Here is a 21,678-nt window from a genome sequence, read left to right on the forward strand (position 1 = left end):
CCGCAGACGCCCGTTTCGACGGGCGTCTGGCTTTTCGGCAGCCGCTTTCGGCGCGATCATAACCATGAAGCCGCCATCGCCGAGCCCCCATGCCCACCGCCTCATTCAGCTACGCACAACTGGCCGAACGCTTTCAGCAGCTCGACGAGTTTCTGTTTCAGCACCAACTGTTGTGGCGCCCGCGTCCCTTCACGCACATGCGTCTCGGCTGGGAATCCGAACACCCTGCGCTGGCGCTTTGGTTGCGGGACCGCTCGCTGGAAGACGCTGAAGCCGCGCACAACCAACCCGCACAGCTGCTCGCACCCGCCCCGTTTCCACAGCTGGCTGCGCGGGCCATCGCCCTGAGCTGCATGGACGAGCTGCCCGCCTCACCCATCCGAAACACCGACGCGCGCCAGCTGGCCGACGTGCCCGGACGCAAGTGGCTGCAGATCCAGGCATTCGACGCGGCCCTGACGTTCAGTGAAGTCCCGCACCACTGGGTCGACTGGTGCGCGGGCAAAGGTCATCTAGGGCGCCAGCTGGTCAGGCGCGGGGGCGAGCTGACGTGCCTTGAGTGGGATCAGGCTTTGGTTACAGCCGGCGCCCACCTCAGTCAGAAGCTGGGCATCGACGCAAACCACCGACAGCAGGACGTGATGGTCGACGACGTGGCTGCACACCTCAACCCCACCACAACGCCGATAGCGCTGCATGCCTGTGGCGAGCTGCACGTTCGTCTGATCAACCTGAGCATCGCGCAACGCTGCCAGCAACTGGCAATCGCACCCTGCTGCTACAACCGGATCCAGACAGATCGTTACCGGCCCTTGTCGAAGCTTGGACGGCAATCAAGCCTTGAGCTCTCCCGAGACGACCTCGGCCTGCCACTCAGCGAAACCGTCACTGCCGGCGCGCGCGAACGCCGTCAGCGCGACCAGTCGATGGCCTGGCGCCTGGGTTTCGACCTGCTCCAACGTGAGCTGCGCGGCAAGAATGATTATTTGCCCACACCCTCGCTTCCCAGTAGCTGGTTGAAAAAGCGCTTCGCACAGTACTGCCGTGACCTGGCGGCGCTAAAGCAACTACCCGAACCGCCGGAGCAGAACTGGGACGCGCTCGAACGGCGCGGCTGGCAGCGCCTGGCCGAAGTACGCAATCTGGAACTGCTGCGCGGCCTGTTCCGGCGGCCGCTGGAACTCTGGCTGCTGCTCGACCGCGCGCTGGTGCTGGCCGAAAACGGCTATGCGGTACGCCTGGGAACGTTCTGCCCTGCCGAGCTGACACCGCGCAATCTGATGCTGATTGCCGAGCTCGAGGCGCGATTCGCAAGCACATGAATAAACTCATGCAAACAACTGGCAACAAACAGTTTACTCGCCGCGAGCAATGGCTATAATGGCGCCCATCTTTTAGCCGGTATAGCTCAGCTGGTAGAGCAACTGACTTGTAATCAGTAGGTCCCGAGTTCGACTCTTGGTGCCGGCACCATACAAAACAACGACTTAGGCTCACCGCAAGGTGGGCCTTTTTCGTTTTTGCTCAACACTTTGCTCAACACTTCTATGCTGCTCAACGCTTCGAAACGAACCCAGCGAGATAGCTAGACAGCACCTAAACGGTCAAAAGTGGCGCTTTTCACGCTCCACAGAGGCTGATGCGTCCTCCCGTTCGGTTAAATTCTAAACCGACAACAATCTGGTCAGATTGGCGCCCAAAACGATTTCACGAACCGGCACAGTGTTTCCAGACATCAACGAGGAGCACCTGCCATGCAAAAACATTCCTTCCTAACCAACGACGAATTCTGTCGGGTGCTGCGCTGCAGCCAAACCACGCTTTGGCGCCTACGCCGTGATATTCCCGGGTTTCCTCAACCCCGTCGCCTCGGTCGCCGCCTGCTCTGGACTAGCGAGCATGTAGAGCAAGCCGTCGCGCTCATTCGCTGAGTCTCCCTTAGCCCTCTATCTTCGGCAGTGCCGTTAGAGGGCTCGCCCAACAACATTTTGATCAGACCGTTACAGGGTTTGCGGGCCTTTGCGCCCCCAAGCCGGGGGTTCGGTACATGCAAAACCCAGATGACAAAAAACAATCTCACCCGCCCGGTTGCGTACGTCTGTCCGCCACCGTCACACCGTTGTCGGCTGGACAGGCCCCCGCTATCACGCACCCGTGTTACCGCGTCTATGACCAAGACAGCGTTCTGGATGGCGTTAAACTGCGTCCTGGCCTTTGGTTTCATGACAACCGGGACGACAGCGGCGGCAAAAAAAGACCCATCCATGAATGGCTTTGCGGCCCTCTGCATGTAGATGCCATTACCCGCAGCGAATCGGAAAGGACGGAATATGGCCGCCTGCTCCGCTTAAGGAACATTGATGCCCAGTGGCTGACCTGGGCGATGCCAAACGAACTGCTGGCCGGAAGGCCAGACGCTATCTTGGCCATGCTGTTCAGCATGGGGCTCGAAATCGACTATCAACACCGCACCCAGGTGGTCACATATATCGCCAGCCAACAACCTAGGCGTCGGATAATCTCCGCTACGTCAACCGGCTGGCATGGTGCGACTCTGTTCATCACGCCACTAGAGACCATCGGCCACGGTGAAGCCATTTATCAGGCCGAAACCATCGCTGACGGCGACTACGGCAGGTCCGGCACCCTGGAAGGCTGGCACCGATACATTGGCACCCTGCTGCCAGGCAATCCATTGCTGCAACTGGGCGTTGGCTCCGCCCTAGCTGGCCCGCTGCTAGCGCCGCTGAACCAGCATTCTGGCGGGGGCTTTCATTTACTTTGGGACAGTTCCAATGGCAAAACGACCGTCGTCCAATGCGCCGCGTCGGTCTGGGGGCATGGCGCTTATTTCACACTCAAGTGGAACGCTACCGCTAACGGCCTGGAAGGCATCGCAGCTTTACGAAATGACTGCCTGCTAGCACTTGATGAGCTTGGACAGGCCGACCCGCGCTACGTAGGTGACGTCGTTTACAGCGTAGCGGATGGCATCGGCAAACAACGCGCCGGGCGCTCAAGTGCTGCGCGCCGGGTACGCCGCTGGCGCGTCATGCTGCTATCGAGTGGCGAAGTAACCCTTGAAACCAAAATGGCCGAAGCAGGTAAGCGCACCCGCGCGGGGCAAGAAGTGCGCCTGGTAACGGTATCAGCGGGGCGTACTTTTGGCGCTTGGGACGATCTGCACTGCCACCCTAACGGCGCAAGCCTGTCAGACGCACTCAAAAAAGCCAGCGTTACGCACTATGGCCACCTTGGCCCGGCATTCGTGCGGGCGCTAATGGACAGCGGCGACTTGGAGAGACTGCCCGCCATGCTTGAGGCGATACGGTCACATTTCCCTGCCGCAGCTGGACAATCGGCACGCGTGGCAGAGCGTTTCGCTATTGTTGCGCTAGCCTTAGAGCTGGCGGTGAATATGGGACTACTTCCAATCGCTAACGGCGAGGCAACAACCAGCATGGTCGAACTGTTCGAGAGCTGGCGAGCCGGGCGCGGCGAAGGGCCAAGCGAGGACCGACAGATTTTGCGCGGGATTGCTGACTTTATCGACCGCCACGGAGGGACCCGCTTTCAGTCCGTAAAAGCTGGTTCTGATGAGGTGCGTGACCGTGTTGGCTACTGGGCAGAACGCCCGGAGGGCGGCCGCCTGTACTTGTTCACCCGGGGCGGGCTGGAGGAAGCTACCAAGGGCTTTGACCTGTCTCGAGTGGTGCACGCCCTCGATAGCGTGGGTGCTATTTACAAGAAAGAGGCGGGCAAGCTGCAGCACCGAAGGCGCCTACCTGACGGGAGCAATCCGGGGCTGTATTGGATCAACCCGGCATGTCTGGAGCCACATGTTTAATTTGCAGTTTCGGGCAGGGAACCTGGGGAACACCGGGAGCGGCCTACTGCTATGTGGCATACGCCGGCTCCCTATCTAAGAGCAACATTCGGGATTCAGGGAACAACGCCGCGATTTGTTCCCCCAGTTCCCTTCCTAGAAAAGGCAAAGACATACCCTCGCCCCTGGCCGTTACTGCCCTGTCCCTGTGTTCCCTGCACGCCCTATACGAAACGATGAGGTACAACCCGGAGACCCAAGATCCGCAACACTTAGCCAGATGCAGTACATCATCTGTGCTGGGGTAGAATCGCCGGCCTTTATGCCATCAGGATGGCACCCTGCTCCTGGGTGCCCACTAGGGATTCGCAATGCCCCTCACGCTGCTACAACTGGAACGCCACCTTTTCAAGGCCGCCGATATTCTGCGCGGCAAGATGGATGCCTCGGAGTTCAAGGAATACATCTTCGGCATGCTGTTCCTCAAGCGCTGCTCCGATGTTTTCGAGGAGCGCTATGAGCGAGTCGTTGCCGATGAGTTGAAAGCGGGCAAGAGCAAGGCTGAGGCCTTTGTCACGGCAGAAAATCCTCGCTGGTATAAACGCGATGGCAATTTCTGGGTGCCCAGCCAGTCCCGGTTCAAGCATTTAGTCAACGAGGCGCACATCAATGTGGGCGATCTGCTGAATAAAGCCCTGGGCGGAATCGAAGAAAATAATGTTTCCCTGGAAGGGGTGCTGGAACACATCGACTTCACCCGCAAGGTCGGCCAGAGCAAGATTCCCGATCAGAAGCTGCGCCAACTCATCACCCACTTCGGTGAAGTGCGCCTGCGTAACAGTGATTTTGAATTCCCCGATCTGCTCGGTGCAGCCTACGAGTACCTGATCGCCGAGTTTGCCGATTCAGCCGGCAAGAAAGGCGGCGAGTTCTATACGCCGCGCTCGGTGGTGCGGCTGATGGTGCACCTGCTCAAGCCGACCCTGGCCCACGATGTCTACGACCCCTGCTGCGGCTCAGGCGGCATGTTGATCGCAGCCAAGGAATACATCGACGAGCACGGCGAAGACGGCCGCAAGGCCAACCTGTTCGGCCAGGAATTCAACGGCACGGTCTGGTCCATCGCGCAGATGAATATGCTGCTGCACGGCATCAGTAACGCCTGGCTGGAGAACGAAGACACCCTGGCCGACCCTCGGCATATCGAGGGTGGCGAACTGCGCCGTTTCGACCGCATCCTCACCAACCCGCCGTTCTCCATCAACTGGGGCCACACCGAGAAAAGCCCGGATGGCAGCCTGGCATGGAACCCGAGCTTCCGTGAGGAACGCTTCCGCTTCGGCGAGGTGCCGCTGGGTGCGAAAAAAGCCGACCTGATGTTCCTCCAGCACATGCTCGCCGTCACCCGCGACGAGGGCATGATCGCCACCGTACTGCCCCACGGCGTGCTGTTCCGGGGCGGTGAGGAACGCGGCATCCGCGCCGGCATTATCGAGAACGACCTGCTCGAAGCGGTGATCGGGCTGCCGGCGAACCTGTTCTATGGCACTGGTATTCCGGCCTGCATCCTGATCCTGCGCCAACAGAAGCAGGAAGGGGCCAACCGCATCAGCAGTAAACCCGCCGCCCGCCAGCGCAAGGTGCTGTTTATCAACGCCGACCGCGAGTACTTCGAGGGCCGCGCACAGAACTACCTGCTGCCCGAGCATATCGAGAAGATCACCACCGCCTTCGACGACTTCCGCAAGATCGACGGCCTCAGCGATGTGGTGGATATCGCCACCCTGCGTGCCAACGACTACAACCTGAATATCCGCCGCTATGTGGACAATGCACCGCCGCCCGAGCCCCATGATGTGCGAGCTCATCTGCTGGGCGGTGTGCCCAAGGCCGAAGTCGAAGCGAAAGCGCCGCTGTTCACCGCCCACGGCCTCGATCCGCACGACCTGTTCGTGGCGCGCGATGCCCAGTATTTCGACTTTCGCAGCGGGCTTGACCGCCGCGCCGACCTCAAGCCCGCCATCGAAGGCAATGCCGGCCTGCAAGCCAAGGAAGCCGACCTGCGTGATGCCTTCGAGACCTGGTGGCACGTACACAGCCCGCGTATCACCGCTCTGGCTGGGAAGCTGAATAACAGCGCCGCCTTGGTCGAGTTGCGCAGTGAACTGCTGACCAGCTTTAGCCAGGCTTTGGAAGGCATCGGCCTGCTCGATCCCTTCCAGGTTCGCGGCATCGTTGCCGGCTTCTGGTACCAGAGTAAATACGACTTTCTCGGTTTGATGGCGCGTGGCAGCCAGGGTGTGATCGACGCCTGGCGTACCAGCATCATCACCGCCCTGAAAGACAAGGCCAGCAAGCAAAGCCCGCTGGAGCACAAGCTGGTGAAATTCCTGCTCGGCGAGTTCGTTGCAAGCCTGGCCGAGCTGGAAGCGAAAAAGGCCGAACTGGATAGCCAGCTCAAGGCCGCAGCCCCAACCAAGGGGGAAGATGCCGACGAGGCCGACAGCGAGGCAGATGCCGACGACGAGGAAAACCCCGTCGACGAAGCCCAGCTCAAGGCCTGGAAGGCCGAGCTGGCCAAGGTGAAGAAGCAGCTCAAAACCCGGCAGGAAAACTTCGCCAGCCATCTCAATCAGGCCGTCGATGGGCTGGACGAACCACAAGCCGCCGAGCTGTTGCTGACCATTCTGCATAACGATATGCAGGCCATCGTCGAGCGTTATATCGCCGCCCAGCGCAAGCAGATCGTAGCCGCCTTCGAAAACTGGTGGGACAAGTACCGGGTGACGCTGAATGAGATTGAGCACAAGCGCGATACGGCGGCGGAAGCATTGCAGGGGTTTTTGAAGGGGTTGGGCTATGTCTGAGCGCGAAAATGCCTGGGAGCAACAACCCCTTTCGGACATTTTCCGTATTGGCCGGGAGCACGTTTTCCCCAGCCAACAGCCGAAAGCTACTTTCGTCCATTACAGCATCCCCGCTTGGGACGAGTTTGGTGGGCCTGCATTCGATTTGGGCGAGACCATAGAGAGCAACAAAACAGCGATCAGCGGGCCTTCTGTCCTGGTTTCGAAGCTCAATCCGAGAAAGCCCCGGGTTGCTGTTATCGAGGCGCCTGAGACGCGAACGTGTTGTTCTACCGAGTTCATTTGCTATCAACCTCGGAGAGCGGGTGAGAATTTGCGCTTCTGGGGGATGTACCTCTATTCGCAAGAGTTTTCCGCTCGCCTGGCGCGCGCTGCAATCGGATCAACCAATAGCCATACGCGGGCCTCTCCGAGAGAAACATTGGGTTGGCTGGTACCCTCCGTACCTCTTGCAGAGCAGGAAGTCATAGCCCAAACCCTCGACACACTCGACACAGCTATCCACGAAACCGAGGCTCTGATCAACAAGCTCAAGGCCATCAAGCAGGGCCTGCTGCATGACCTGCTGATTCGCGGCATCGACGCCAACGGCCAACTGCGCCCACCACAGAGCGAAGCGCCGCAGCTCTACAAGGAGTCGCGGCTGGGGTGGATTCCGAGAGAGTGGGATGTTTTAACGTTGGGGGCGGTACTTAGCGAGCTTGGTCAGGGATGGAGCCCTGACTGCCCAGCTGAGCCAGCCGGAGTCGGTGAATGGGGCGTTCTTAAGACGACCTCAGTTGTGTGGGGGGGATACAACGAAGACGAAAATAAGCAGCTACCCACCCCATTTAAGCCGCGGCCTGATCTTGAGGTCAAAAGTGATGACATTCTGATCACCCGCGCAGGCCCAAAAAATCGTGTTGGAGTTGTGGTTCATGTACCGTCCACACGCTCTCAACTGATGATCTCAGACAAGATCTATCGCTTGCGGCTGCTGGATTCTGAGGTGCCAGCATACTTTGCCTTGGCGCTATCAGCAGAGTACATGCAAAGTGCAATCTCTCGAACGGTCAGCGGTATGGCTGAGTCGCAGACGAACATTTCTCAAGGTGTCATCAGAGGGCTTGCGATCCTGCGTCCCATGCGAGAAGAGCAACACGCAATCGTTGAACATACCCGAGCTTTTGATGAGAGGTTAAGAGCCGAAGAACTTAGCCTTTCTAAATTTCGGGAACAGAAGAATGGCCTTATGGATGATCTACTGACCGGCCGCGTGCGCGTCACCCCGCTGCTGGAATCCATGCTGCAAACGACTGCACCAACGGGAGCCTGATATGCCTCAGCGCCTGCCGCTCTGCGAGTCTCTGACCGTCGAGTTCAAGAGCGACCTGAAGAAGCTCCCCGACCGCGAGCTGATCGAGGCGCTGGTCTGCCTGGCCAATGCCGAAGGCGGCGAGCTGTGGCTGGGTGTCGAGGACGACGGCACGCCCACCGGCCTGCATGCCGAGCATCGTCTGCTGGAGGGCCTGGCCGGCATGGTCGCGGCACGCACCTCGCCATCGCTAAACGTACAGGCCGAGGCAGTCGACATGGATGGCGTGACCGTAGCGCGCATCCAGGTACCCAAAGCGCAGGGTGAAGTAGCCACCACCAGTGGTGTCTACCTGCGTCGCCGCTTAAAGCACGACGGTACCCCCGAATGCGTGGCCATGCTGCCCCATGAGCGCAGCAGCCGAGCAAGCAGCTTTGGCCAGCTCGATGTGTCCGCCCAGCCGGTGGCCGGCGCCACCCTCGCCGACCTCGACCCGCTGGAGCGCGAGCGTCTGCGCCAGGCCGTGCAGCAGTATGGCGGCGACCGCGTGCTGCTGGAGCTGGACGACGAAGCCCTCGACGGTGCGCTGCTGCTGACCGCGCGGCAAGCCGATGGCTCGCGCGTGCCGACCCTAACAGGCCTGCTGCTGATCGGTCGGGAAACTTCACTGCGCCAACTGGTGCCCGCCCACGAGTTCGCCTTCCAGGTGCTGGCCCAACAGGCGGTGCGCTTCAACGAGTTCCGCCGCTTCCCGCTGCTCAAGGCGCTGGACTGGCTGGAAACCAACTTCCGCCCCTATAACCCGGAAGAAGAGCTGCAGGTCGGCCTGTTCCGCGTGCCGGTGCCCAAGGTGGACCTCGGTGCCTTCCGCGAAGCCGTGGCTAATGCCCTGGTCCACCGTGACTACCACGGCCGGGGCGCGGTGCATGTGCGCCTGGAGGACGCAGCCCTGGTGGTCAGCAACCCCGGTGGCCTGGTCGATGGCGTGACCCTGGCCAACCTGCTGGTGACCGAACCGCGCCCGCGCAACCCGGCGCTGGCCGACGCCATGAAGCGCATCGGTGTGGTGGAACGCTCCGGTCGCGGTGTGGACAAGATCTTTCGCGGCATGCTCAAGTTCGGCCGCCCGGCCCCAGACTACAGTTACACCACCGCTCAAAGCGTGGTGTTGCGCCTGCCCACCGCCGAGGCCGACCTAGACTTTCGCCGCTTGGTGGTCGAGCACGAACGCGCCACCAACGCCGAACTGCCCATTGACAGCCTGATCGCCCTGGCCGCCCTGCGTGAAAGCAAGCGCGTCACGGCCGACGAGCTGGCCTTGCAGATCCAACGCGACACCGCCAGCGCCAAACGCACCCTTGAAGCCCTGACCGAAGCCGGCTTGGTGGAAGCCCATGGCTCCACCCGAGGGCGCAGCTACACCCTGTCGGCCAGCCTGTACCAAGCCGTGGGCAACAAAGCCGCCTACACCCGCCAGGCAGGCTTCGCACCGATTCAGCATGAGCAGATGGTGCTGAACTATGTGCAGCAGCATGGGCAAATCAAACGTGCCGAGGTCATGGGGTTATGTCGTATATCGACAGACCAGGCGGCCAAACTGCTGAAAAAGCTGAAAGATAAAGGCGCCATTGTGCAGAGCGGCAAGAATCGAGGGGCGACCTACACCCTTTGCATCTTGGAATGAGCCGGAATGTGCGGCAATGAGCCGGAATGAGCCGGAATGAGCCTGTATGAGCCCATACACGCCTGAACTGGATTAAAGGAGTAACCGTGTGGGCTGGGAACTGGAAGATGTTGAAAAACCCTTTGTAGCTCAGTTGCAGGGGCTGAACTGGCAGCACAATGAGGGCAGCCTCGACGACCCGGCCGCCACCGGCCGCAGTAGCTTCAGTGAAGTCATTCAGCGGGCCGCGCTGGCCCAGCACTTGCGTGCCATCAACCTTCGCGACGGTCAGCCCTGGCTGGATGATCAGCGCATTGCTGAAGCTCTGGCAGCCATCACCCGTGTGGGTGCCGGCAAGCTGATGGAAACCAACCAGACGGTCACTGAGCTGCTGCTCAAGGGCATCACCGTCGACGGCCTCCCTGGCTGGGAAGGCGGGCGCGGCCAGACCATCCATTACATCGACTGGGAAACCCCGGCCAACAATCACTTCAGCGTGATCAACCAGTACCGGGTGGATTGCCCGCCCGGCTATAACAGCGGCAAAAAATTTATCGTCCCGGATCTAATGCTACTGGTAAACGGCATCCCACTGGTGGTGGTGGAGTGCAAGAGCCCGTCCATTCCCGAACCGCTGGCCGAGGCCGTCGATCAACTGCGACGCTACAGCAACCAGCGCAAGACAGCCTTCGAGGTCGAGGAGAATGAGGGCAATGAGCCTCTGTTCGCCAGTGTGCAGCTGTTGATCGCCAGCAGCTATGACGAAGCCCGGGTGGGCTGCATTGGCGCTGGTTTCGGGCATTTCTCTCAATGGAAGACCGTGGTAGGCCCGGATGGCAGCGGCAGCGAGCAGGCCGTGGCTGAGCGGTTGGGTAAAACCAAGCTGTCAGAGCAGGAACGCCTGGTGGCGGGCATGCTGACGCCCGACCACCTGCTCGACCTGATCCGTCATTTCATGCTGTTCATGCAGGTCGGCGGGCAGACCATCAAAACAGTCTGCCGTTACCAGCAGTACCGCGCAGTAAACCGCACGGTGAGCCGTATGAAGCACGGGCAGACACGCCTGGAGCACGGCGAGAGCGATCAGCGCGGCGGCATCGTCTGGCACACCCAGGGTTCGGGCAAGAGCCTGACCATGGTGTTTCTGGTGCGCAAGATGCGCACGGATACGCAGCTGCGCCGCTTCAAGATCATCGTGGTTACGGACCGGAAAGACCTGCAGAGACAGCTCTCAGCCACCGCCACGCTGAGCGGCGAGTTGCCAGAGGTGGCGTCCAATATCGAAGGCGTTAAAGCCCTGGCGCGACGCCAAGGCCCTGGCCTGGTATTCGCCACCATCCAGAAGTACCGCACGCCCGAGCAAGAAGAGGATGGATCGGCCGCCACTACATCAGAAATCCCTGCTCCAGCCAAAGCCGCAGAAAAGCGCGCGCCCTACCAGGGAAGCAAACTGTTCGAGGTGCTCAACCACGACGAGAGCATCCTAGTGCTGATTGATGAGGCGCACCGCACCCAGGCCGGCGACCTGCACGCGAACCTGCTGGCAGGTCTGCCCAACTGTGCGCGCATCGGGTTTACCGGTACGCCAATCATCATGGGGGACAAAAAGCGCACCCACGAAATTTTCGGTGCCTTTATCGACAAGTACACCATCAAGGAGGCGGAAGCGGATGGGGCGACAGTACCGGTGCTCTACGAAGGGCGCACGGCACAGGGCGCGGTGAAAGACGGGGCGAGCATGGACGAGCTGTTCGAGGATTTGTTCCGCGAACACACCCAGGACGAACTGGAGCTGATCAAAAAAAAATACGCCACCAAGGGCCATATCTTCGATGCCCCTGCACTGATTACCGACAAGGCCCGCGACATCCTCCGTCACTACGTCACCAATATTCTGCCCAATGGTTACAAGGCGCAGGTGGTCGCCTACAGCCGGATTGCGGCCATCCGCTATTTCAATGCATTGCAGGCCGCCCGTGATGAGCTTCTGGCAGAGGCTGATGCACTGCCCGCCACTGACAAGGGCCTCGACGATGAAGCCCTGTGCCAGCGCCCGCCCAAGCTACAGGCGCGGGTGCAGGCGTGGCGGTATCGCGACACGCTACGCAGCCTGGAATTCGCACCGATTATTTCCGGCTCAAATAACGATCCGTCCGAGTGGAAGACCTGGACGGATGGCAGCAAGCACGAGCAGCTGATCAAACGCTTCAAAAAGCCTCTGAACCATGAGCAGCCGGGCAAGGCCGATCCACTGGCCTTTCTGATCGTCAAATCGATGCTGCTCACCGGCTTCGATGCCCCAATCGAAGGGGTGATGTACCTCGACCGACCGATCAAGGAAGCAGAACTGCTGCAGGCCATTGCTCGGGTGAACCGTACCGGGTTCGGCAAGCGCTGCGGAATCGTGGTCGACTACTACGGCGTAGCCAATCACCTGCGCGAGGCCCTGGCAGCCTACGCCGACGAGGATATCGAAGGTGCGCTGAGCAGCATCAAGGACGAGGTGCCGGTGTTGCGAGATCGTCATCTGCGTGTAGTGGATGTGCTGCGCCGCCAGGGTATCGAATCGCTGGAGGATATCGAGGCCTGTATTACCGCACTGGAGTCGGAGAAGGTACGCGCCGAATTTGCGGTCAAGCTCAAGGCCTTCCTCGACTCACTGGACACCGTACTGCCGCGCCCCGAAGGTCTGCCCTTCGTAAAGGATGCCAAGCGCCTGGCCTATATCCACGCCCGGGCACGCGGGCGCTACAAGGATCTGCCGCAACTAGGCAAGGATGTCGGCGCCAAGGTGCGCAAGCTGATCGACGATCACGTGATCTCACTGGGTATCGATCCAAAGATCCCGCCAATCCAGCTCACCGATGCCGACTTCGAGAAGCAGCTGTCGCGCAGCGTCAACGACCGCGCCAAGGCCTCGGAGATGGAGCACGCCATTCGCTCGCATGTGCGCAAGCATGCCGATGAAGACCCGGTGCTGTATCGCAAGCTGTCCGAACGCTTGAACGAGCTACTCAAGTCGCTGGGTGAGCAATGGGACCAGCTTGTTGAGCAGATGCAGAAGATCATCAATGAGCTCCGCAGCGGCCAGTTGAGCGATGACAACAGCCCCCTGGATTTGCCCGAGCACTATGCGCCCTTCCTGCGCACCCTGCTGGATGTGGTGTGTGCCGACGCCGACCCACAGCCTGCCGAACTGCTGCGCTTGAAGGATGTTTCGGTGGAACTGGTCGATCTATTGGTGGGCGAACTGCAAAGCCACCGCGATATCTGGAGCCCGCGTAAACGAGCGGCCCAGGAGGAACTGGCCGGGCAGCTATTCGATCACCTGATGCGACTGCGCCCGCCGTTGGTGGATACCGATACGGCGGGTGTGCTGGCTGACCGTCTGATGGATCAGGCCAGGGCCAGCCATGAACGGTTGATGCAACTGTGAGCGATCACACCCTCACCGTAGACGACCTGCAGCTGACGCTGCGCCGCAGTGCCCGGCGCAAGACACTGCAGATCACTGTCGAGCGTGACGGCGCACTTATCCTCTCCGCTCCGCCCGAGGTGGAGGAGCAGACGCTGCGCCAATTCGTAGCGGAAAAAAGCTTCTGGATTTACTCGCGTCTGGCAGAAAAGGAGCGCCTGCAGCGGGCTATCCCTACCAAGGAATATGTCGATGGTGAGGGCTTTCTGTACCTGGGACGAAGTTATCGCCTGAAGCTGGTCGATGAGCAGGATGTGCCGCTCAAACTCTCAGCCGGCCGCTTCCGCCTGCTGCGCAGTGAGCTGCCCAAAGCCCGGGAGCATTTTATCCGCTGGTACAGCGAACATGCCCGCAGCTGGCTGGCCTTGCGCGTGAAGAATTACCAAGCCCGCATGGATCTTTCCCCTGGAGGGGTACGGGTACAGGATCTTGGCTATCGCTGGGGGTCATGCGGCAAGGGCGCGCAGCTGTACTTCCACTGGAAGACCATCCTGCTGCCCAAGCACATTGCCGAGTATGTGTTGGTGCATGAGATGGTGCATCTGCACGAGCCGCACCACACCCCGGAGTTCTGGCTACGCCTGGAGCGAGCCATGCCAGACTTCGCACAACGTAAGATTTGGTTGGCGGAACACGGAATCGAAGTCGAAGGGGTCTGAAGCTCTTCCCTGGATGGGAAAGCTTTTCCCTGCCAGGGATGAGGCTTACTCCCTACGCCGGAGCCCGCAGGTACTCATAGAGTGTGGCTCGGCTAATACCGAACTCGCGAGCCAGGGCGGCTTTCGGTTCTCGGGACTCCACCCGGCGCCGCAGTTCTTCAACCTGGTTGCTATTCAGAGCCTTTTTTCTCCCTCGATAAACACCGCGCTGTTTCGCCAGGGAAATACCCTCTCGCTGCCGCTCTCGAATCAACGCCCGCTCGAACTCTGCGAATGCCCCCATGACCGACAGCAGCAGGTTGGCCATCGGTGAATCCTCCCCGGTGAAGGCCAGCGATTCCTTCACAAACTCAATCCGCACTCCCCGCCCGGTGAGCTGCTGCACCATGCGCCGCAAGTCATCGAGATTACGGGCCAGCCGGTCCATGCTGTGCACCACCAGGGTGTCCCCCTCGCGGACATACCCGAGCAGTGCGTCAAGCTCCGGGCGCTGAGTATCCTTACCGGAGGCTTTGTCGATGAACACCTTGCTCACCTGAACGCCTTCCAGTTGTCGATCCGGGTTCTGGTCGAGCGTGCTGACTCGTATGTAACCAATCCGTTGTCCGTGCATGCTGCCCTCTCAGGGAAATGTGTATAGCTGAGATCTTAAAGGCAGTCAGACAGATGCCAAATTACTGGAAAATCGACCCTATCCATACAGGCTACAGCTGGGTTTCGGAATGTCCAGTTAGGGTATACGTCAACTGGACATCAAACCTCCGCGCGCGGCTTTGCCCAGATAGCATCGATGACCACCGTGCGGATGACCGGTTTCGGCCCAGAGTGTGTAAAAACGTCTGATCAAACCCTTGCTATGATTTCGAGGATTTCATCGTAAGGGTCGACCATGAAGCGCTTCATTCAAGGTGAGCATCGAGGCCAAAGTACGTTGCTCCCTGAAAGCCTTGACGACTACGTCAGCGATACCAATCCGGTGCGAGTGGTTGATGTCTTCGTCGATGAGCTTGACCTGGTTTCGTTGGGCTTTGAAAGCGCAACTCCTGCGGATACAGGCCGGCCTGCTTACCACCCTGCGATCTTGCTGAAGATCTATATCTACGGCTACCTCAACAGGATTCAATCGAGTCGGCGTCTTGAGCGAGAGACTCAGCGCAACGTCGAACTGATGTGGCTGACTGGGCGGTTGACGCCAGATTTCAAGACCATCGCCAACTTCCGAAAAGAGAACAGCAAGGCTATCCGAGGCGTCTGCCGCCAGTTCGTTGTGCTGTGCCAGCAGCTGGGGCTGTTCGGAGAAAATCTGGTTGCCATCGACGGCAGCAAATTCAAGGCAGTCAACAATCGCGACCGCAACTTCACCAGCGCCAAATTGAAGCGGCGAATGGAGGAAATTGAATCGAGCATCAGCCGTTACCTCACGGCGCTCGATGTCGCTGACCAGGCAGAACCTAAATCTTCTCAGCCCAAAGCAGCGCGGCTGGAAGAGAGAATCGCCAAGCTAAAGGCCCAGATGAAAGAGCTTCAGGCGATTGAAATCCAGCTCAACGAATCGCCGGACAAACAGGTCTCCCTGACCGATCCGGATGCCCGTTCCATGATGACTCGCGGTACTGGAATCGTTGGCTACAACGTGCAGACCGCAGTCGACACTCAGCATCATTTGATCGTCGCTCATGAGGTCACCAACGTCGGTTCAGACCGCGACCAACTCAGCTCGATGGCGAAGCAGGCACGGGAGGCGATGGCATCAGAAACGCTGTCGGTTGTAGCTGATCGAGGTTACTTCAAGAGCGAGGAGATCCTGGCTTGCCACGACGCCAATATCACCGCCTATGTCCCCAAACCGATGACCTCGACAGCCAAGGCCGACGGGCGCTTCAACAATGACGCCTTTATCTACGACTCGGCGAAAAACGAATACACCTGCCCTGCTGGAGAGGCGCTGATTTGGCGTTTCTCCAGCGTTGAAAAGACATGAAGCTGCACCGGTACTGGAGTTCGAAATGCCAAGGCTGCACTTTGAAATTGCAGTGCACACCGAGCAAGCAACGACGGGTTCGACGCTGGGAACATGAAGCGGTGTTGGAGGAAATGCAGAACCGGCTGAGTAATGCACCTGAGATGATGCGAGTCCGAAAACGAACTGTTGAGCACCCCTTCGGGACGCTTAAACAATGGATGGGCGCAACGCACTTCCTGACACGTCGGCTGCCTGGCGTTGGCGCGGAGATGAGCTTGAATGTGCTCGCCTATAATTTGAAGCGAGTCATGAACATCCTTGGCACCAGCAACCTGATGAAGGCGATGTCGGTCTAAAAACCGCTACAGGATCGCCCTGGATTTCCTCAGGTTGGGTCTGGAGACTTCTAGCCGCTACTGATCCGCTACTGATCCGCTTCTGTGACGTTGACCAGCGTCCTCGCTCAACCGACAGGGGTCGTTGCTCATAGAACACTGGCTAGCAGCGTTTTTACACACTCTGGGCCAGAAGCGGACATTCACTAGAGCATATAGCAATAAACTCTGGCGCTAAGAGAAGGTCGTTTGCTTGCGCGCCACCCCCTTCGTATTTATCACCGCTCTGCCGAATAAGCACAAATCGGCGGTATCTAAATCCTGCGTAGCCCTCAGAATGATTTTGTACTGCACAGGTAGGCGCAGCTAATGGCCTAGCTTATGTGTGGCTCATATTCATCGTCGTAATGGGCATATTCTGAGCATCTATCACAGAGTGCTCCATGCTCAGCCTCGTAACTTTCAAGTATCTGATTGCAACCACTGCACCGTGGCGGTTGATAGCTATGGCCGCAGAGATGGCAGTAGCCCTCGATCGAGTCGAACAGCGGTGCACCACATCCACTGCAGTCTATGATCACCGCCTCCTCGCTGAAAGGGTCCTCCTTCGCGAAGCGTAGCGCCTCAGCCATTAACTCAATAAACGGGTCAGTTTGATTGCAAGCAACACAGCTGCAACGGAACTCTGAGTAGTCGAACGGGATTTCTGACTTAATATCTTCACGGTTAGGCTCAAGAAGCGGAGATCCGCAAGCGCGGCATACGCAAGTCTTGAAAAGTTCAAGGGTGTGCTCCATGACGCCTAACTTTGCCCACTGGCGGTGTGTTTCATCCCGATTCCTAGCGAAGAACTCATGATTCTTGAGCATCACCTCCCATGTAGCTCCTAGTAGGGCTGCAGGGTTCTCTGAAAGCTCATGTGTAATGAAATCTCTTAGAAGAGGGAATAGGTCCAGCAAGAATTTGTTAATATCTTCTAATGGGTGTTTTAGATGAAGATGCTCCAGATCATTTCGGCATGTTTGCAAAGCATTAACAGCTGTCCAGTCTGTTCTAATTCCCAACCCTTCGAAATGAAGCCGAATATCTGATACGTCTATTGTTTTATTTTTTTCAAGTTCAGGCCGCCATTCGATCTTGCCGCTATCAATTCGGCATGGCTTGAACTTTCTAGCCTTGTAGATGAGGTACGCCGCGTGCTCAGGGGAATCGGCTAAAGTGGAAATTTTATATTTGAACAGTAGAAGTACGCCCGCAAACAAATTACGAGCGGCAGATACAGCCCGGAGCGGGTTTCCCCTGTTACCCTGGGTTAACTCATAGTCCTCAATACCCAGCTGAATTGAGGTCACTGCGTTTTCTAGAACCTTCGCTTTATCTAGCGTTGGCGCGCTCTTTCCAGACATATCAACCTCGCTCCCTGAGCGCCTGCAGCGCAATTAATTCTTAAAAATAACTCAATCGTTGCAGAAGGCGGCATCTTGAAGGAATGCCAATCGGATAGCCTACCTAGATGACCATCGTATGCTGGTGGAACCAGCCTGCGGAGCATCCCTGGCGCTGCTCTATGGGAACAAGGTTTCCCTGAGTGAGTTCAGTAATGTGCTGGTCATCGTATGCGGCGGGTCCACTACCACCATCGAGTCACTGTCCAGCTTCCGTGGCTAGCAACCACGCCAAGGCGCCTGTTCAGGATAGGTGACTGGTTTATTGACTGGAACAGCTGTCCCCTCTAGGCCGAGAGCCGCCGGTCAGCTCACGGCCTTCAGACCCTGCCAAAATTATGAAAGCATCATCGAGGGGAAACTACCAAAATATAGCACGTAAGCAGAACCACTATCGCAAGCAACCCGCCAGCACTATAAATAACCCTTCTAAGCGATCGCTCGAGATTGTAGATCTTTCGTTCCAAAACGTTTAGCTGATCGCGACTTATCAGGCCATTTATTACGAGAGAAAGCTCTTCCCTAGATATGTAATCTTCCTCTTTTTTGGAGACAGGGTTCCTTTTTAAAATTATCTCACCCTTAACCTTCGCCAACCTCAATCCGACCGCCAAAACTAACATTACATATGAGAAATAATTCATATTCCTCAGGATGTTTTTGTATTGGCTTACCTTGTTTGAAAGATCTTGCACCACAGCCATCTGTGCAAAATATTGTTCGAGAGATTCATTTAGTCTCTGGATTCTCTTTTTTATTTCTGCATTATTATATCCTTGATCATTGATGGAGCCGCGATTCAAAAAGAGAACCAATTTAACGTCAAGGGTCTGAGCAGTCGGGTTATCGGGCCTAATCTCCCTAAATTGTTTGCACGCTTTATCAAGCTCATTTATCGACTCGTTGGGAACCGAACCGATGTTGCTTGCCACTGGCAAACATATATCGGAGTCACTAAGCTCGGCGGCATCCATATTCACGCCCTGTGCGCTCATACGCAGGAAGCTCTCCTCTGCGTTTAACGCTGACAATTTAGAATCGCCATTCATGGTGACAGCTTGAATTGCTAGCGCTACTGATCCTGCAATGATCCAGGCATAATCAACACGCTTCCAGTTAATATCATTCCAGCGAGTCGGCATCCATGAAAATCGCCAAACAAAAGCACAGCAAAAAGTTAAAAAAACTGCCCCAATGCACAGCACTATTAACAATGCCGGGAACATAATATCTATTATCGATAATATTGAATCCACAGATTCTCCTAAAAAACTATAAATCGACACTATTATAAAGGATATTTTCCGCGGATATGTATTGTAAAGATCGAGTAAACTTCTGTTGCTGTAAGGTATTTAGTCCCTTTTGCCGTTTTATAGCGCCAGTTCAGCCATGGTGAGGTGAGAAGATCTCGCGGCAGCTCGTTCTTAGTGGATACGCACCGCTGACTGCACATCATGTCCTGCAACGGTTCATCCAGTCACAGAGTGCGTTAAGCCGAGCGTCGGAGCATAATTTAAAGGTCATTCAATCCAGCGCTAAACACCCGCATTTGGCCGGTAGCTGCCTGTTTCCGATGACGGCTTCCGGCGCCCAGACCAGAAGCGATCTCAAATCGCCGCTGAGGTGCTCTTGGAAGTGATCATCGCAGCTCTCCTGAACGGACTCCGAGGCTTATTGCGCCTTGAAGACTTGTCGGATATCCCAAACTGGACTGCCCACACGTAGGGCGTCAAAGGCTTTTTGTAGCTCGCTGGATTCAAGCCGAGTGAAATCACCTGCAGCTGATTTATCGGGAGCACACCATTCAGGAGTCGGCGCCAGTGAATGATGCCGACGACAAACGAATGGCCTGGCCAAATAGATGCTGCAGGAGTTTTCCTTAAGGAAGGGACACGCTTGCCCATGAAAGTCCTCCTTAAGCTGCACCTGCTTCAATCGTTTGTGCTTTGTGCGTGCCTCTATGTACTGGACTTCAACCTTAGAAACAGTGACGCTGTAGTGGCAGCAGGATGAACAGCCTTTCTTGCAGGGCGTTGAAGGCGCTATGTGTGCACCTATCTCACCCAGAAGCTCGTAAACGGCCTCAAGTTTCTTCAAGGGCGATAGTTTCACCTGGCTGAGGCGATCTGCGATTGCGGCCTCTTTCTTTAGGAGCTTCGCAGGGAAGACCATGATTAAGCGCTCGCAGGCCGCGCGGGAAAATTCCTGATCTTCTTTGAGTCCCATATTCATTTCCCGTTTAGTTGTTTTGCCTGATCGTACTGTCCATATGCCCAGGCTGACTACGAAGGGAACGGCTGATTACATCTGTTCGTTCAGGTACTGGGACATCTCCTCGGGACCGCTCACCACAACGCAATCCAGAAATTTGTCCAAGCCGATTCTCTTGTCAGACAAGAGGACTGCAAATTTCCTGTCAGTGAAAAGTGCCTGAGCAACTGGGAGAGCAGATGCCGCTACTAGGAAGTCGTTGGGGTCTCCCTTCCTGTAACGTCGATTTGGGTCAAATCGCATCAAGCCATACAGCGAGCTAAGGATGCGCATTGTCGGCAGAGCACGCGAAGCGGGCTCTTGGGCCCAATGGTTCATCGCATTCAATGCATCCAAAGTGATTTGCCGATGATCAAGGGCCAGGCCTTCACCGATGAACCAGGCTTCAATTCCGCCTTTCAGTTCAAGGAAGATGCCTGCATTGAGATTCGGCACGGCGGACTGATGCTGGACCTTGCCATCATTGAGGTCAGTAATGCCTCGCGAGTTATCCCACTTTTTGCCCGGTGCACCGCTGGCGACTTCTAGCTGGATGGAAAAAGGAAGCTCGTATAGGGAGTCGAAAAACGCCTTGTTGAATGTGGTCTGATCCACATACTCCTTAACGAATTCCGGTAGCGAAAGTGTTGGGATTCCCATCATCTCGATGGGGCTGCATAAGAAGCCTTCCAGTCCTTCTACCTGACCTAGCTTGTTCGTTCGAAGCGTTTTCAGCTCATAGCCCATACGGTCATGGTAGGACGTAATGCAAAGACCATGGGAGAGTTCGTCAGCCAGAATCTTTAGCATCCCTTGAGTGGCTGGATCGACCATCGAGTCCAGCTCAAAGAAGGTCGGGACGCCGATAGGGAACGCGAACCGTCCGGTCTGAACGGCTTGTTCAATGGATTCTCCAAATTCCGTCACTGCCGCCGGCAAGGCGGGCTTGCCCTGTCGGTAATCTGCTAACCATTTCCAAGCTAGGGTATCGAGGTAAATGAGCTTGAATGAGCTGGCGTGAGCAACCTTTTCTCTTCTCCGCCGCTCCACGTGTTCAGCAAAACTGACTTCGGCGTGGCCTCGATGGACCTCAATGTAATGACTTAGCCGCACGGCAGAGGCCTTGATGGCTGACTCGAGGAAAGACGACATGATTGTGTGAGTCCTGGGAACTGAATCGCCATTGTTCGAGCGGCGCTCTGAGTACTTAGGCCCGGCGGCAGCTTGAGCCGGATACAATCCAGCACTACGAGCCTAGAGATGTAAGCCTATTCCTTCTACTCGGTACCGGGCTCACCCAATACCGTTGGGTCGAACAACCAAAAATGGTCCGGGTTGCGAGTGCAGCGAACCAGCGTTGTCCTCTGCTCCTTCTGGCCCAAATCGCGTAGCTTCAGTTTTCCATCGCATATTGGGCATTCCCCTCCGATCTCGGTAAGGAACATTGCGCCTTCTTTGTCCGACTCAAAAGTGAGAAATGATCCCAAACGAGCGAAGCGCTGGCTGTGGAGAACAGTACCCAGCATGATCGCGACCATACTGATCGCCAGCAGTATCAGCACGCCATAATGAGGCCCCTTGGGAAATACGCTCCAGATGGTCACAACGCTACTGGCAAAGCCAAGCCCACCAGAGAGGAGCACCCAGCTGACTTTCAGCGGATGTCCGCCAATCGACAAAGGTTGATTTTTTACCCGATCGATGTAAGCCCGCGGCTCGTCGTTTCCCGACCTGATGTTAATGCTGCCGGCGAACGTGTTGTGCTGGCCGGCGTTGAAGCTGTGATCACCAGAGGTCGCGGTATTGGTGGTCGTCGTGACGGGTGACAAGCTTGTTCCACATTTACGGCAGAAATGGTCTATCGCTTCGTGAGGGGCGCTGCATCGGGGGCAGTACAT

General features: G+C 57.2%; 15 protein-coding genes, 1 tRNA gene and 1 pseudogene. 11 read left to right on the forward strand and 6 right to left on the reverse strand.

What is annotated here, in order from left to right; all coding sequences use genetic code 11:
- Nucleotides 1–89: 89 nt before the first annotated feature.
- The 9 genes from ACQKEK_RS09190 (at nt 90) to ACQKEK_RS09230 (ending at nt 13,784) form a co-directional block, all read left to right on the forward strand.
- Nucleotides 90–1,322 (forward strand): methyltransferase, encoded by a 1,233-nt coding sequence (locus ACQKEK_RS09190; RefSeq protein ID WP_499142162.1) that lies wholly within the window; start codon nt 90–92, stop codon nt 1,320–1,322.
- Between the two features lie 75 nt (nt 1,323–1,397).
- Nucleotides 1,398–1,473: transfer RNA gene (locus ACQKEK_RS09195), tRNA-Thr, on the forward strand.
- Nucleotides 1,474–1,754: 281 nt separating this feature from the next.
- On the forward strand, nt 1,755–1,931 hold the full coding sequence (locus ACQKEK_RS09200) for a helix-turn-helix transcriptional regulator (protein ID WP_499142163.1): 177 nt from the start codon (nt 1,755–1,757) through the stop codon (nt 1,929–1,931).
- A 116-nt stretch (nt 1,932–2,047) separates the two neighbouring features.
- Nucleotides 2,048–3,847 (forward strand): DUF927 domain-containing protein, encoded by a 1,800-nt coding sequence (locus ACQKEK_RS09205; RefSeq protein ID WP_499142165.1) that lies wholly within the window; start codon nt 2,048–2,050, stop codon nt 3,845–3,847.
- Between the two features lie 350 nt (nt 3,848–4,197).
- Nucleotides 4,198–6,693 (forward strand): N-6 DNA methylase, encoded by a 2,496-nt coding sequence (locus tag ACQKEK_RS09210; protein WP_499142167.1) that lies wholly within the window; start codon nt 4,198–4,200, stop codon nt 6,691–6,693.
- Nucleotides 6,686–8,008, forward strand: coding sequence for a restriction endonuclease subunit S (locus ACQKEK_RS09215; RefSeq protein WP_499142168.1), 1,323 nt, complete (start codon nt 6,686–6,688; stop codon nt 8,006–8,008). Before ACQKEK_RS09210 ends, ACQKEK_RS09215 begins: the two co-directional genes overlap by 8 nt.
- 1 nt (nt 8,009) lies before the next feature.
- Nucleotides 8,010–9,671, forward strand: coding sequence for an ATP-binding protein (locus ACQKEK_RS09220; RefSeq protein WP_499142169.1), 1,662 nt, complete (start codon nt 8,010–8,012; stop codon nt 9,669–9,671).
- Nucleotides 9,672–9,759: 88 nt separating this feature from the next.
- On the forward strand, nt 9,760–13,086 hold the full coding sequence (locus ACQKEK_RS09225) for a type I restriction endonuclease subunit R (protein ID WP_499142170.1): 3,327 nt from the start codon (nt 9,760–9,762) through the stop codon (nt 13,084–13,086).
- On the forward strand, nt 13,083–13,784 hold the full coding sequence (locus tag ACQKEK_RS09230) for a M48 family metallopeptidase (protein WP_499142172.1): 702 nt from the start codon (nt 13,083–13,085) through the stop codon (nt 13,782–13,784). The genes ACQKEK_RS09225 and ACQKEK_RS09230 overlap by 4 nt, the downstream gene beginning before the upstream one ends.
- Before the next feature lie 52 nt (nt 13,785–13,836).
- Here ACQKEK_RS09230 and ACQKEK_RS09235 read toward each other — a convergent pair whose 3' ends face one another.
- Nucleotides 13,837–14,397 carry a recombinase family protein gene (locus ACQKEK_RS09235; protein ID WP_499142174.1) on the reverse strand — a complete coding sequence of 187 codons (561 nt, stop codon included), beginning with the start codon at nt 14,395–14,397 and terminating at the stop codon, nt 13,837–13,839.
- Between the two features lie 276 nt (nt 14,398–14,673).
- On the opposite strand from ACQKEK_RS09235, the pseudogene ACQKEK_RS09240 reads away from it, so the two are divergent.
- Nucleotides 14,674–16,103, forward strand: a pseudogene (locus tag ACQKEK_RS09240) (IS1182 family transposase).
- 353 nt (nt 16,104–16,456) lie between these two features.
- Here ACQKEK_RS09240 and ACQKEK_RS09245 read toward each other — a convergent pair.
- Entirely contained in the window at nt 16,457–17,488 is a 1,032-nt protein-coding gene (locus tag ACQKEK_RS09245) for a hypothetical protein (RefSeq protein WP_499142175.1), read from the reverse strand.
- Nucleotides 17,489–17,606: 118 nt separating this feature from the next.
- Here ACQKEK_RS09245 and ACQKEK_RS09250 point away from each other — a divergent pair, with 118 nt between their 5' ends.
- Nucleotides 17,607–17,750 (forward strand): hypothetical protein, encoded by a 144-nt coding sequence (locus ACQKEK_RS09250; RefSeq protein ID WP_499142177.1) that lies wholly within the window; start codon nt 17,607–17,609, stop codon nt 17,748–17,750.
- A 124-nt stretch (nt 17,751–17,874) separates the two neighbouring features.
- Here the strand turns inward: ACQKEK_RS09250 and ACQKEK_RS09255 are convergent, their stop codons facing one another.
- The 4 genes from ACQKEK_RS09255 to ACQKEK_RS09270 all read right to left on the reverse strand — a co-directional run bounded on the left by ACQKEK_RS09255 (nt 17,875) and on the right by ACQKEK_RS09270 (nt 21,609).
- The gene (locus ACQKEK_RS09255; protein ID WP_499142178.1) at nt 17,875–18,783 is read right to left on the reverse strand and encodes a hypothetical protein; all 909 of its coding nucleotides are present in this window, start codon (nt 18,781–18,783) and stop codon (nt 17,875–17,877) included.
- A 418-nt stretch (nt 18,784–19,201) separates the two neighbouring features.
- Nucleotides 19,202–19,756 carry a YkgJ family cysteine cluster protein gene (locus tag ACQKEK_RS09260; protein ID WP_499142180.1) on the reverse strand — a complete coding sequence of 185 codons (555 nt, stop codon included), beginning with the start codon at nt 19,754–19,756 and terminating at the stop codon, nt 19,202–19,204.
- A gap of 75 nt (nt 19,757–19,831) precedes the next feature.
- The gene (locus tag ACQKEK_RS09265) at nt 19,832–20,932 is read right to left on the reverse strand and encodes a hypothetical protein (RefSeq protein WP_499142182.1); all 1,101 of its coding nucleotides are present in this window, start codon (nt 20,930–20,932) and stop codon (nt 19,832–19,834) included.
- 125 nt (nt 20,933–21,057) lie between these two features.
- On the reverse strand, nt 21,058–21,609 hold the full coding sequence (locus tag ACQKEK_RS09270) for a hypothetical protein (RefSeq protein ID WP_499142183.1): 552 nt from the start codon (nt 21,607–21,609) through the stop codon (nt 21,058–21,060).
- Nucleotides 21,610–21,678 lie beyond the last annotated feature (69 nt).

The sequence above is a fragment of the Pseudomonas sp. NPDC077408 genome, assembly GCF_050269105.1.
Lineage (GTDB): Bacteria > Pseudomonadota > Gammaproteobacteria > Pseudomonadales > Pseudomonadaceae > Stutzerimonas.

Excerpts from the sequence above, each read along its gene's own strand:
- ACQKEK_RS09190 (WP_499142162.1), top strand. The coding sequence starts at position 90 with ATGCCCACCGCCTCATTCAGCTACGCACAACTGGCCGAACGCTTTCAG.
- ACQKEK_RS09200 (WP_499142163.1), top strand. The coding sequence starts at position 1,755 with ATGCAAAAACATTCCTTCCTAACCAACGACGAATTCTGTCGGGTGCTG.
- ACQKEK_RS09205 (WP_499142165.1), top strand. The coding sequence starts at position 2,048 with ATGCAAAACCCAGATGACAAAAAACAATCTCACCCGCCCGGTTGCGTA.
- ACQKEK_RS09210 (WP_499142167.1), top strand. The coding sequence starts at position 4,198 with ATGCCCCTCACGCTGCTACAACTGGAACGCCACCTTTTCAAGGCCGCC.
- ACQKEK_RS09215 (WP_499142168.1), top strand. The coding sequence starts at position 6,686 with ATGTCTGAGCGCGAAAATGCCTGGGAGCAACAACCCCTTTCGGACATT.
- ACQKEK_RS09220 (WP_499142169.1), top strand. The coding sequence starts at position 8,010 with ATGCCTCAGCGCCTGCCGCTCTGCGAGTCTCTGACCGTCGAGTTCAAG.
- ACQKEK_RS09235 (WP_499142174.1), bottom strand. The coding sequence starts at position 14,397 with ATGCACGGACAACGGATTGGTTACATACGAGTCAGCACGCTCGACCAG.
- ACQKEK_RS09245 (WP_499142175.1), bottom strand. The coding sequence starts at position 17,488 with ATGTCTGGAAAGAGCGCGCCAACGCTAGATAAAGCGAAGGTTCTAGAA.
- ACQKEK_RS09250 (WP_499142177.1), top strand. The coding sequence starts at position 17,607 with ATGCTGGTGGAACCAGCCTGCGGAGCATCCCTGGCGCTGCTCTATGGG.
- ACQKEK_RS09260 (WP_499142180.1), bottom strand. The coding sequence starts at position 19,756 with ATGGGACTCAAAGAAGATCAGGAATTTTCCCGCGCGGCCTGCGAGCGC.
- ACQKEK_RS09265 (WP_499142182.1), bottom strand. The coding sequence starts at position 20,932 with ATGTCGTCTTTCCTCGAGTCAGCCATCAAGGCCTCTGCCGTGCGGCTA.